We start from the raw sequence: 13,612 nt of genomic DNA, 5'->3' as shown, positions 1-13,612 counted from the left end.
AAATCTGTGTGTATTTTTTATACATAGTGATGGGGCTTTTTGCAAATTTATACGTATAAAGCAGTAATTTAGATTAGTCTTCTAGCCGCGATTGTTGTGTATGTGATAACTATTCTTTGACTCATGCTTAGCCTGATACATTGCTTGGTCAGCGAGTTTAAGTAGATGTTGATGATTTAGGCTGTGATCAGGAGCGAGGGCTACTCCAATACTTAATGAAATATTTAATGTCAGCTGTTCGAGTACAAAAGGATTGTCAAAACGTGCTAATAAATGAGTGATCATCGCATTAACGTATCTGTATTTGGCAATATTATGTGTAATTATGACAAATTCATCTCCTCCATAACGATATACATCATCATCAGCTCTAACAGATGACGTAATTCGTTTTGCGGTTTCAATGAGAATTTGGTCACCAATTAAATGACCATACTCATCATTCAGTTTTTTGAATTTATTGATATCTATAAATATAACGGCCAGCTTACTGTCTTTAGAGCAAGTAGAAATGGCTTGCTTTAATGCAGGCTTTAGCTCTGTTCTATTCAAAACACCTGTAAGATGATCATGACTAGCTTGAAAATTTAACTTGCTCGTTCGTTTATAAACAATGTCACTCATGCGTGCAAAACGTTTTAGCACAAAGCCAATTTCATCGTTGTAATTAATCGTCAACATTTTAGGTCTTTCGCCTTTTTCTAGTTGTTCAGTGTTTTGAATTAACAACTTAAGAGGTTTAAAAAGCCTTGAATTAATATAAAAAGCACAAAAAACTAACAAGGTCACTATTAGTGGTATTTGCAAAGTAACAAACCGAGTTATGAATAGTCTGTTTCTTTGGTAGTCAGCATTTTGCTGTTCTAGCTTGGCACGTTCAATATTTTGAAACAGTAAAATATGCTTGCGGATTTGGTCCATATACTGTTTACCCTCATTCGTCAAAACAATCGCTTTTGCTTCTTCGATTGCATATGGCGTGTTTTGCATTACAAGTGTGACAGTTAACGCTAACTCCGCTAACTTTTTGTCGACTAGCTCATCTATTACTGCAAGTGTATTTTGTTGTTCGGGGTTACTTAGCGTTAGTCTATTGATGGCTAAAAAATGTTGTTTAACTTGTTCAAGTGCTGCGTAGTAGGGTTCTAAATAGTTTAGATCTTGCGTTAATAAATAACCACGTTGCCCGGTTTCTGCGTTCGTTATTTGATTGTAGAGCTTTTCTGATTCATCGAGCACATCATGAGTATGGATCACTGCCTCAAGCTTAGCCTGACCTTGTTTATCTAATACATAGATAATGAAGGTATTGGCTACCACCACTAAAAAAATGGTAGATAGCAAAAAGATGAATTTAATTCTCAGCGACATTGATATAGCGACAGCCTAAAATTACTAACCTGTAATGATAAAGTATTGACTGAGGTTGAGTATTTTACCAGTTTGAGTTTTGATATATGGATTCGAAATTTTAGCTAATTAATTAATGTGAGCTTAACAAATTGGTGCAGATTGTGTTTATTTTTGGTATTTTGGTCCCGATAATAAGTAAAAAATGTATTTAAGGAACTATTATGCATAAGGGATTAATTGCAGGTGCTGCAGTTTTTAGTATGTTCACTGCATACTCTCTTCAAGCTGCAACAGTCGAAAGGGTAAGTCCATCTAACAAGCCTCAACTTCAAAACCTGTTGTTAATGAATCAGACTCTTCAAAGAAGCCAAATAAAAGGCTCTTATTTTGAAGAAATTACTTCTACTCACCAACACTCTAATAGTGTGTTAAGAAAAAGCTCATCAAATAAAATTCTGCAGCAGTATTACTCTGGTATTCCTATTTGGGGTCAGCAAATTCGTGTTCAAGAGAAGTCACAGCACATGAGTGGCTTTTTTGCGACCGGCATCAATGATGCGCAATTACAATTAAGAGCGAACAATCAATTTGATTTAGATACTGCAGTTAACGCAGTACTTGAAGCTGCTAAATTGTCATTAGACTTGCCATATAAGCTTATAAAATCAGAACGTTATATTTATGTTAAGGATGATAAAGCTCATTACGCATATTTAATTGAACTTGAAATTTTAAATGCCGAACATGAGTCAAAGCCTTCAGCTATCATCAATGAAAATACTTATGAAGTGTATAAAGCGTGGAATAATATTAAGCACACACAGGCGATGGGTCCTGGGGGGAATGAGAAAGTTGGCCGTTATGAATATGGCGAAGATTATCCTGCCTTTGCAGTTTCTCAAGTAGGAGAAACATGCTTTTTAGAGAATGATAAAGTGAAAACTGTTTCGATGGAGTCAGGCAGTGAGCCATCATCTGCGTTTTCATTCCCGTGTGATCGAAATACTCACAAAGAGGTCAATGGTGCCTATTCGCCTTTAAACGATGCGCATGCATTTGGTACCTCAGTGTTTGATATGTATGAGCAATGGTACAACACGGCGCCCCTGACCTTTAAATTATTACTGCGTGTTCACCAAGGAGATGGATGGGAAAACGCCACCTGGAATGGCTCTGCGATGAGTTTTGGTGATGGTGCTGATAGCTTTTACCCACTAGTATCTTTGGATATTGTATCTCACGAGGTAAGTCATGGTGTAACAGAACAAAATTCTAATTTATTTTATTTTGACCAATCAGGCGGGATAAATGAATCTTTTTCAGACATGGCTGGTGAAACTGCTGAATACTTTGTCAGAGGCACTACAGATTGGTTGTCGGGTGCCGACATCACAAAAAATAGAACTGCATTGCGTTATTTTGAAACACCGTCAAATGATGGTATTTCAATAGACCATGCATCACAGTTTTATTCTGGCATTGATGTCCATTACAGTAGTGGTGTATTTAACAGAGCATTTTATTTACTTGCAAATAAGCCTGAGTGGGATCCGCGAAAAGCTTTTCAAATTATGGTTTACGCAAACCAAAATTATTGGGTTAATTCAACTGACTTTATCGATGGAGCATGTGGGGCAATAAACAGCGCCATAGATTTAGGTTATGCAGCAAATGATGTTGTTGATGCATTCAATACGGTAGGCGTTGTATGTAATAACATCCAATTCATTGATAATGATAACGATGAAATGGATGACAACTGGGAGCTGTTATACTCACTCGATCCATCAGACCCTACAGATGCAGCAGGTGATCTTGATGAAGATGGATTGAGCAACCTAGAAGAATACAGATTAAATTCGTTGCCAAATAATTCTGATACAGATGACGATGGCCTAACGGACTATCAAGAACATCATGAATATCAAACGAGCTTAACTAATCCAGATTCTGATAACGACAAAATGACAGATGGTTGGGAAGTCAATTTTTCGTTAGATCCACTAGACAGTGCAGATGCACAAAGTGACTTAGATCAAGATAGCTTCACTAACCTAATTGAATTTTTATTAGGTTCAGACCCAACGGATGCTGATTCTACGCCTTCAATTCCTGCAACAATCTCTTTTAACTTTAACGATAATCTTGTTCCTGAAAGTTTTAATTTTACAGATCCTTCTACGTCATGGATAACGTCACAAATAGATGAAAGCTATAGCTTCTCTTTGGCTAATAATGATATTGACGATAGTCAAGCGACTAGTTTTGAATACAGCTTTGTAACAGACCAGACTAAGTATTTAAGTTTCATTTATAAACTTTCTACAGAAGCAGGTTTTGACCATTTGTATGTATACCTAAACGAGCAATTAATTGTTATTGATTCTGGTATTACCGATTGGCGCTCTTTCGAGCAGGTCATTCCTGCAGGCTTAAATACACTTAAATTCGCATATATTAAAGATGGTTCTGTATCATCAGGTTTAGATACTGTCTTCATTGATAACATTTATATCAGTAATGAGTTTGCCGATAATGATGGTGACTCAATACCTGACTCTTGGGAAGTTGTGCACGGCTTAGATCCTTCAAATCCAGATGATGCATTACTAGATAATGATAATGACGGTTTGAGTAATCTAAATGAGTTTTTACATCAGGGAGACCCCAATAACCTTGATACAGATGGAGACCAAATTCCAGACGGCTGGGAATATGAACATGGTCTAAATTTAACAGACTCTACTGATGCCATGCTTGATAGTGATAATGATGGATTTAGCAACTTTACCGAGTTTCAGTTACAAACTGATCCGCAGGATGCAGAGTCATTTCCAGAGCAATTGAATCTAACTAGTTCATTTGAAGATTCTAGACTACCTCAATGGTTTAACCATTCATCAGAGAACAATGCAGATTGGTACATTGATAATAGTTTTGCTACCGATGGTTCGCAAAGCATTCGCTCCGGTAAAATCTCAGATGGTCAAATGAGCTCATTCAGTGCTACAGGCGTCTTCGCTGAAGCATACCTTGTATTTGACTATAAAATAGAGTCTGAAGAATGTTGCGACTCTTTTATAATGAAAATAAATGGTTCAAACAGTGATATTGAGTGGATCGCTGGGACTAAAGAAGGGTCGGTAATAGTTAAAATCCCCGAAGGTGTTAACGTTATTGAGTTTTCATATTCAAAAGATGGATCAATATCTACTGGAGAGGATGCTGTTTGGCTAGATAATTTTAAGTTTATTGCTAAAACGAGCGATGCTGATACAGATAGTGATGGGTTGCCAGATTTTTGGGAAGTTGAAAATGGGCTTAATTTAACTGATGCTAATGATGCATCTTCTGACTACGATAATGACGCATTAACAGCTCTGCAAGAGTATGGTATTGGAACAGATCCTAGGCATTCGGATAGTGATGGAGATGAACTTCCTGACGGTTACGAAGTAAATGTACTTATGACCTCACCGATTAATGCAAATGTTACTGGTGCTGATTTGGATGAAGATGGTTATACAGACGTACAAGAGTATTATGCACAAAGCTCGCCTTCAGAATACGCTTCAACGCCTTCAGCAATTAATAACCTTTTCGAAAGCTTTGAAAGTGCAGGATTACCTAACCGCTTTACGGTGTTAGCAGCAAATAATGTTGACTGGATTTCAAGTGATACTTGGTCTTCTAACGGAGTGAATAGCCTTTCTTTCAATCCTAAGTTTGATGGCGAAAATTATACAGAAGTAAATGCAGGTTTTGCTATTGCTGGCTTGTTTGAGCAGGGTTTTATCACAATTGACTATAGAGTTAACAAATATGACCGCTTTAATGTTCAACTAAACAACGAAAACATTCACGTTCAATACAATGAGTCTCGTTTACTAATACCTGTCACTGATGGCTTCAACGTCATTAAATTTAATCTAGTTGATGCTGATTTTTACCGCTATGACCCATTCTTTATTGATAGAGTTATGTGGGTTTCAGAGGTTGACACTCGTTTAGATAGCGACAATGACGGCATTCCAGATTTCTGGGAGTATCAATTTGACTTAAATGTCCTTGACTCATTCGATGCAAGTCAAGATTTAGACAGAGATGGTTTGGCTAACATAACTGAATTTGAAATAGGGTCAAACCCAACAGCTGAAGATACTGATTCAGATGGTGTGGTTGATAGTGAGGATAGTCATCCAGATGATCCAAATTTAGGAGAAAATTTACCACCTGTTTTCTCTGATTTGACAGCTGTGACAATTGAAGGTGTCTATGAAAACACATCTATTCCTAGAAGTCTTTATCCTGAGGTTACTGATAACAATAGAGCAGCAGTTGAGGTATACCCTTTATCTAGAACGCTAGTTTATGGCGAGAATCAAGTGACTTGGGTCGCTGAAGATATTGCAGGGAATAGCGCAAGAGCTGTGCAAACATTCTATATTACTGATATGACTGCTCCAACCATCCGAAACGATGTCGTCGTTATAAACGGCGAATTTACTGAAGAACAATTGTTTGAAACCTTGCTAGAGCAGTTTATTGTTTTTGATAGGGTGTCAGGCATCAAAGAAATAACTGTCGAATCAGGGATAGATATAGAATTTGAGTCAGGGCGTTACTCTGTAGATATTATCGCAAGCGATAATGCTGGTAATGCAGCCTCAGGCACAATAAACCTACATATAAATCCTCGTATTGATATTCAGCCTTTTACCTATGTTTATCGAAATGTTCTGCCTGTCGTTGCGCTTAATGTAAGAGGTAAGCCGTTAAATGGTTACTTGGGCTTGAATTTAACTGCTGGCAATTATAGCCACTATTTTAGTGACTACAGTATCGAAGGGATCAAGAATGTAGTATTAGGAAATACGCTTGACTCGTCAGTTGATTCAATTGAGCTTGAAGTATACGACGGCGGTTATACAGGGGAGTTTAGTAAATCTGAAATAATTCATTTAGATGAAGATGCTCCACGTACTATCAGTGCCACTTATAAACAAAATGGTAAGAAAATGGCAAGTTTGGTCAAAGGGAATAGCGCCGAACTTTATATACAAGTATATGGCTTTTCAAATTATGAAAGTTTAGAGCTAAAAGTAACATTATTATCTGGTGAACAAGTCATCAATGAAGTTGACGTGTATATGAATGAAACATCAATTTGGAGTGGCTATTATGGTATTGAAGATGCTTGGCAAGGAAACATTACCTTACAGTATGACATTCTACAAAATGGTGAGTCGGTTCTGACGAAAACTGAGACTGTGCCATTGATTAATCATGTTACCTTTGATGATGAAAGTGCGGACACCGATGGTGATAATATCCCTGATATTGTAGAGTGGATAGGCGACAGTGATGGTGATGGGATTGTTGATTTCTTAGATAATTCAGCAAACACCTCGAAAGGGGTACTCGCATCTGACTCTTATGTATATACGAACAATGTTTTCCATATCATCAGAGCAGGTGACGTTATTCGCACTCACAGTGAGCACTTCATAGAAAATATGAATGTCTCTGAAGAGATGTTGCTTGATGCCTTCACCGAGATGAGGGTTGAAGATCCTCATTTCCAATTGAAGAGTGACATGATAAACATCAATGTTGAGCTCGCTCAGCGCACAGAATCAGTAGACCTTGCTTTACCAATGCTTGAAAACGCTTTATTGAGCGATGAGCTACAAGCACGCGTACTAACGTTGAGTGGTTGGAAATCGGTAGAGATAATTGCAAGCAGCGAGTTTAGTGCTGAGTGCAGTAATTGTTCAGTGATTAGGATTGAAGATGGTAGTGAATTTGACTTAGACGGCGAGAAAAATGGTTTTGTTGAAGTTGTCGCAAAACTTGCCCAAGAAAGTCTTAATAACGCACCGACATTGTCTCTTATTATTCCTGAAACGATAGAAGAGCTGCATACTTTCGTTTTAGATGCTTCAGGCACGTCAGATAGCGACGCAGATGAGCTAACGTATCACTGGTCTATTTCAATACCAGAAGTTACTATCGAAAACCAAAATGAAAGTATAGCAATCTTAAAAGTGTCAGAGCTAATAGAGTCAAAGCAAGGGACAATTTCTTTAACCATTAACGATGGTTATGAGGAATTTGTTCATGAACAATCTGTTCTATTCGTGCATGTAAACCAATTGCCAACTATTGAACTTGCTAGTAGTTATACAGTTAATGAGAATGCAGACGGTGTAATTACCGTTTCTGCGATAGATAAGGAATCACAGTCGTTAACTTACAATTGGACACAAACGCAAGGTCTTCAAGCTGATATTCTTCAATCGAATTCGGCAACGTTAAAATTCAAATCTCCAGCTGTTTCAGAGGATTCATTGCTCAAATTCAAAGTAGCAGTTTCGGATGGGGAAGGAACTACAGAACAATCGATAGATGTTACAGTTAAAAATGTACCTACTACTAGCAATAGTGATAAAGCTGAATCTAGTAGCGGTGGCGTTTTTGTATTTCTCATTGCTTTGTTACCTTTTGTTTATAGAAGGCGACTATACAGAGATTAAAATAGCGAAAAAAGCCCCTTTTAAAGGGGCTTTTTTAATAGGAGCAAGTCATTATAAATAATTTAAATACAGTCATAAATTATGATTACTACTGTTGTTATTTGAAATTCTTGGTATGCTTATTAAAGCAAAATAAAATTCGTGTAACTAGGGAGCTAGGTTGAACTTTCTGCGCCAATTTCACAACATCGTTTCTGATCAAAATACTGACTTCTCAGAGAAAATAACTGAGTTACTAAAATTTGGTCTAGATGTATTTAATCTTGATTTTGCGATAATCAGTCGTGTAGAAAATAATGTTTACACGGTCATACACGTAATTGCTCCAGATGATGCAATTGCTGTTGGTACTCAGTTTGAACTATCGGGTACGTATTGCACCCATACGCTCACAGCGAATAAAGCGATATCTTTTCATCAAGCCTCTAAAAGTACTATTGCAGAGCATCCTTGTTATCTGAATTTCAAACTTGAATCTTATATTGGCGCACCTATTTTTGTAGGTAATAAAGTCTTTGGTACTCTTAACTTTTCTGCACCGCAACCTTCACTGCCTTTTAATGATGATGCCCATGATTATGTTGAGCTTTTTGCGCAATGGCTTGGAAATGAGTTTGCACGAAATTCAGCATCAAAAAAATTAATAAAAAAGAACTCTATGCTTGCTCAAGTTGAGAAAGTTGCGAAGATTGGTTCATGGGAGTTAGATCTTGCATCAAATCGCCTTTATTGGAGTAAACAAACAAAAGCGATCCATGAGGTACCAGAAGATTTTACTCCCTTACTTGATAATGCCATAGAATATTACAAAAAAGGGCCAAGTAGGGATGCCATTGAGCTTGCTGTGAAAGAAGCTATTGAAGATGGAAAACAGTGGAATATCGAAATTGAATTGATCACAGCGAAAGGTAAACCTATATGGGTATCCACTTTTGGTGAACCTGAATTCAAAAACGGAAAGTGCGTAAGATTAATAGGTACATTTCAAGATATTACTAAATCGGTATTATTGCGAGAAGAACTTAAAAAGCAAAAGGCTGACGCAGAACGCACCTTAGAAGATCGTAGTATTTTACTTGCAAAAATAAGTCATGAATTACGTACTCCGTTGAATGGTATAACTGGCATGTTGACGACTTTGCTTTATGAGAAATCTGAGCAAAAGCGTGAAGAGAAGTTGAAAGTTGCGCTTCGTAGCGCCGATATATTGCTTAATATTATTAATGAAGTTCTCGATTTTTCGAAAATTAACCATGGAGAGCTGAAACTAGAGCCATGTCATTTCTTGTTAAAGACAATTTTTGTTGACCTTGCTTCGTTATATTTACCGCTATACCAAGAAAAGAACTTAAATTTTGAAGTTGATATTGATATCAGTGATAAGTGCTGGACTTACTGTGATAACACGCGGATCACCCAAATAGTGTCTAACTTGTTAAGCAACGCATTAAAATTTACTGAGCAAGGTGATATTAAATTGCGCGCTGTCGCACAGCAACAAGGTGATGATGTGCTTCTAAATCTGCGGGTAAGTGATAGTGGTGTCGGCATGTCAGAATCTTTTATGAAGTCACTATTCTCTCCCTTTACACAAGAAGTAAACAAAGAGCGTAAAAAAGGTGGTACAGGGCTTGGCCTTGCAATAGTTAAGGAACTTATTGACTACATGGGCGGCTCTATTAAAGTTACTAGCGAATACGGCAAAGGAAGTTGTTTTGATATTCAATTAACTTTGAAAAGGGGAGTAGCTCAGACGTCTGACCTTATTACTGCCGCAAATATTGACTTTTCAACCTTGCCATTGTCGATACTTGTTGTTGATGATAATCAAATTAATCGTTTTGTTCTAAAAGCCCATTTAGAAAAGTTAGGTTTAACTGCCGATTATGCATGCGATGGTATTGATGCGATAAATAAGTGCAAACAAAATAACTACAATCTAATATTTATGGATTGTGTAATGCCTGAAATGGATGGTATTGAAGCAACTAGTATTTTAAGAGAAGAACTAATTTGCCCGGTACATAAAACTTACATAGTTGCTTTGACAGCTAATACTTCAGCCGATGATAAGGCTGCATGTAAGCGAGCTGGTATGGACTTGTTTGTTTCTAAACCTGTTAAAAATACAGCCATAGAACAAGCTATTATTTCAGCAAAAGAGCACTTATTTATGTAATGTTTTTTCTAATTAACCTCACTAAATGGCTCGCGATCAGAGTCCAATAAAAAGGGTTATCAAATTGATAACCCTTTTTCGTAAGCTTAGTTTGAGATTAAACTAACTTTGCTAATATATCATTAAATGTAGAGCTTGGGCGCATCGCTTTGAATGCTAACTCATCATTTGGTTGGAAGTAACCACCAACACTCATAGCAGGACCTTGTGCATCGTTTAATTCAGCAACGATTTGATCTTTTTGAGACTCAAGATCAGCAGCAATTTGCGTGAACTGTGCTTTTAATTCCGCGTCATCATTTTGTGCAGCAAGTTCTTGTGCCCAGAATAATGAAAGGAAGAAGTGCGAACCACGGTTATCAATCTCTTTGACTTTACGTGAAGGTGATTTGTTTTCCGCTAGGAAAGTACCTGTCGCTTTATCAAGCGTATCAGCAAGAACTTGTGCTTTCTTATTACCAGCATTAACTGCTAAGTGCTCTAAAGAAGCTGCTAGTGCTAAGAATTCACCTAATGAATCCCAACGTAAGTGGTTTTCTTTTTCGAATTGTTGAACGTGCTTAGGCGCAGAACCACCGGCACCTGTTTCGAATAAACCACCACCATTCATAAGTGGTACGATTGAAAGCATTTTAGCACTTGTACCAAGCTCAAGGATTGGGAATAAGTCAGTTAGGTAGTCACGTAGTACGTTACCAGTTACTGAAATAGTGTCTTTACCTTCTTTGATGCGCTCTAAAGAGAATTTAGTTGCTTCAACAGGTGCTAAAATGTGGATTTCAAGACCATCAGTATCGTGGTTTGGCAGATACGCGTTTACTTTTTTGATTAACTCAGCATCGTGAGCACGGTTTTCGTCTAACCAGAAAACTGCTGGCGTGCTCGTTGCGCGAGCACGGTTAACAGCAAGTTTAACCCAATCTTGAATTGGTGCATCTTTAACCTGACACATACGCCAGATATCGCCTTGCTCAACAGCATGCTCAAGTAAAGTTGTACCAGCTGTGTCTACAACACGGATTGTACCAGCTGCTGCTACTTCGAACGTTTTGTCATGTGAACCGTACTCTTCAGCTTTTTGAGCCATAAGACCAACGTTAGGTACGCTACCCATAGTAGTTGGATCGAATGCACCGTTTTCTTTACAGAAATCGATAGTTGCTTGGTAAACACCTGAGTAACAACGATCTGGAATGACAAAGCTCGTGTCTTGTAATTTACCTTCGCTATTCCACATTTGGCCGCTAGAACGGATTGCAGCAGGCATTGATGCATCGATGATCACATCACTTGGTACGTGAAGGTTCGTGATACCACGGTCAGAATCAACCATTGCAATAGCAGGGTTGTTGTCGTATACCGCTTGGATATCCGCTTCGATTTCAGCTTTTTTAGCTGCATCTAGGCTTTCAATTTTTGAGAATACATCACCAAAGCCGTTGTTTACGTCAACATCTAGCTCTTTGAAAAGATCAGCGTGTTTTGTGAAAACGTCTTTGAAGAAAACTTTTACAGCGTGACCGAAGATGATTGGGTCAGACACTTTCATCATCGTTGCTTTCATATGTAATGAGAACAACACGCCTTTGTCTTTTGCTGCTTGAATTTCTTTTGCAAGGAAAGCTTGAAGCTTAGCAGCACTCATTCGCGAAGCGTCAATTACTTCACCTGCTAGTAATGGTGTGCTTGCTTTAAGAACTGTGATATCACCATTTTCAGCAACATGCTCGATACGTACGTCAGTTGCTTGTTCAACAGTGACTGATTGCTCTGAACCGAAGAAGTCACCGTCTTCCATGCTAGCAACGTAAGACTTTGAATCTTTGCTCCATGCGCCCATTGAGTGTGGATTGTTACGCGCATATTCTTTTACTGAACCAGGAGCACGACGGTCAGAGTTACCTTCACGAAGTACCGGGTTTACAGCAGAACCTTTGATTTTGTCGTAAGTTGCTTTAACTTTCTTTTCTTCATCAGTTTTTGGCTCTGAAGGGTAGTCAGGTAGTGCGTAACCTTTTTCTTGTAACTCTTTGATTACTGCACGTAGCTGAGGGATAGAAGCACTGATATTAGGTAGTTTGATAATGTTAGCTTCAGGTGTTTTAGCCATTTCACCTAATTCTGCAAGTGCATCATCAATACGTTGATCTTCAGTTAAGTACTCAGGGAAGTTTGCAATTACACGACCCGCTAATGAAATATCGCGAGTTTCAACTTCAACACCAGCAGCGTTTGTATACGCTTGGATGATTGGTAACAATGAATACGTCGCAAGAGCTGGCGCTTCATCTGTTTTAGTATAGATAATTTTTGATGTCATCATCATTCCTAGATAGTTGGCGTAATGTTTGGTAATGACTGCTAACAGTAACCCTTAATTAGCCATATTCAACAATGCAAAAGATAGCTTTGAATTACCAAGCTTTAGGTACCTTGATAAAACAACAGCAAGCAGTCTGTTAGCTGTTGCCACTCAATACAAAGTATTAAAATAACCACAGCTGACAGACTGTAAAATTCTTATAGCTCAAATAAGCAAATCATGAAATTAGCCAAAAGCCTTACGTCAAAATGACGAAAAAGCTAAATTTAAGCAACAAGAGTGTAACAAGCTTGGCTCTAAAGGGCTAATAACAATTAATCAATTGGGGTAAACAAATGGAATTTCAAGGTAAGTGTAAGGATAAATTTTAGTGGAAGAGTAAGCGAGGAACTTAACAAGGTCGCTCGCTTGATACTCGAATAGGTTTTACCTAAGAGATTTCATCGTTAGGCGCAATATTCGTTGCGTGTAACCCTTTTGGACCTTGTTGCAATTCGAATGTTACATCTTGACCAGCTTTAAGTGTTTTATAACCGTCCATTACAATCGTTGAGTAATGAGCGAAGATATCAGTCTCGCTGCCGTCTTCTACGATGAAGCCAAAACCTTTGGCATTGTTGAACCATTTGACTTTTCCACAAGCCATACTTCTACATCCTTCTATAAGTTGACTAATTTAGTTATTCTAAACCGTGTAATTTGCTAGACTGACTAATGATTAATCAATCTATATTTGACTGTAGTTTATTTAGCCAGTCAGTCAAGTGTTTTAGACTATTTTTTAACAATTTATTTATTTTTTTATTCAAGTTTGCTTGAGTTCTAAAGACAAGACTATATTTAATTATGAGTGGCATGAAAGATTCTGGTGTTATTGAAACGGTTCGCGATAGTGAAAAGCAAAAATTGCAACCACCGCGAAAATATAAGGTCATTTTAAATAATGATGATTACACGCCTATGGACTTTGTGATAGAAGTACTAATGACGTTTTTTAATATGGATAGCGATAGAGCAACAGATGTGATGCTTCAAGTTCATCATAATGGTAAAGCGATATGCGGTGTTTACAGCGCTGATGTAGCTCATACCAAAGCTGAACAAGTTAATCGTTACGCACGAGACAACGAGCATCCACTGCTATGTAGTTGTGAGCAGGAATAAATACCAAGGTAGGGTGAACTAATTAGCCCGTCACAACGGTATATAAATATTATCTCA

General features: G+C 37.8%; 6 protein-coding genes. 3 read left to right on the top strand and 3 right to left on the bottom strand.

The annotated features are described in order from the left end of the window. Window positions 1–81 precede the first annotated feature (81 nt). Window positions 82–1,371, bottom strand: coding sequence for a diguanylate cyclase domain-containing protein (locus tag IRQ78_RS05475; protein WP_194441561.1), 1,290 nt, complete (start codon window positions 1,369–1,371; stop codon window positions 82–84). A gap of 203 nt (window positions 1,372–1,574) precedes the next feature. On the opposite strand from IRQ78_RS05475, the gene IRQ78_RS05470 reads away from it, so the two are divergent. Then, entirely contained in the window at window positions 1,575–7,889 is a 6,315-nt protein-coding gene (locus tag IRQ78_RS05470) for a M4 family metallopeptidase (RefSeq protein WP_194441560.1), read from the top strand. 160 nt (window positions 7,890–8,049) lie between these two features. After that, window positions 8,050–10,068: an ATP-binding protein gene (locus tag IRQ78_RS05465; protein ID WP_194441559.1), complete on the top strand. Its 2,019-nt coding sequence runs from the start codon at window positions 8,050–8,052 to the stop codon at window positions 10,066–10,068. A gap of 97 nt (window positions 10,069–10,165) precedes the next feature. Here IRQ78_RS05465 and IRQ78_RS05460 read toward each other — a convergent pair whose 3' ends face one another. Further along, a complete protein-coding gene (locus IRQ78_RS05460; RefSeq protein WP_054551471.1) occupies window positions 10,166–12,388 on the bottom strand; it encodes an NADP-dependent isocitrate dehydrogenase in 2,223 nt (740 codons plus the stop codon). Window positions 12,389–12,821: 433 nt separating this feature from the next. Beyond that, window positions 12,822–13,037 (bottom strand): cold shock domain-containing protein CspD, encoded by a 216-nt coding sequence (gene cspD / locus IRQ78_RS05455; RefSeq protein ID WP_036968098.1) that lies wholly within the window; start codon window positions 13,035–13,037, stop codon window positions 12,822–12,824. 209 nt (window positions 13,038–13,246) lie between these two features. Between cspD and clpS the strand changes: the two genes are divergently transcribed. Next, the gene (gene clpS, locus IRQ78_RS05450) at window positions 13,247–13,555 is read left to right on the top strand and encodes an ATP-dependent Clp protease adapter ClpS (protein WP_161804337.1); all 309 of its coding nucleotides are present in this window, start codon (window positions 13,247–13,249) and stop codon (window positions 13,553–13,555) included. Window positions 13,556–13,612 lie beyond the last annotated feature (57 nt).

This window comes from Pseudoalteromonas simplex (assembly GCF_015278155.1).
Classification (GTDB): domain Bacteria; phylum Pseudomonadota; class Gammaproteobacteria; order Enterobacterales; family Alteromonadaceae; genus Pseudoalteromonas; species Pseudoalteromonas simplex.
Note: the sequence above shows the minus strand (reverse complement) of the source record. Positions and strands in the feature narration are given on the sequence as shown.

Excerpts from the sequence above, each read along its gene's own strand:
- IRQ78_RS05475 (WP_194441561.1), bottom strand. The coding sequence starts at position 1,371 with ATGTCGCTGAGAATTAAATTCATCTTTTTGCTATCTACCATTTTTTTA.
- IRQ78_RS05470 (WP_194441560.1), top strand. The coding sequence starts at position 1,575 with ATGCATAAGGGATTAATTGCAGGTGCTGCAGTTTTTAGTATGTTCACT.
- IRQ78_RS05460 (WP_054551471.1), bottom strand. The coding sequence starts at position 12,388 with ATGACATCAAAAATTATCTATACTAAAACAGATGAAGCGCCAGCTCTT.
- cspD (WP_036968098.1), bottom strand. The coding sequence starts at position 13,037 with ATGGCTTGTGGAAAAGTCAAATGGTTCAACAATGCCAAAGGTTTTGGC.
- clpS (WP_161804337.1), top strand. The coding sequence starts at position 13,247 with ATGAAAGATTCTGGTGTTATTGAAACGGTTCGCGATAGTGAAAAGCAA.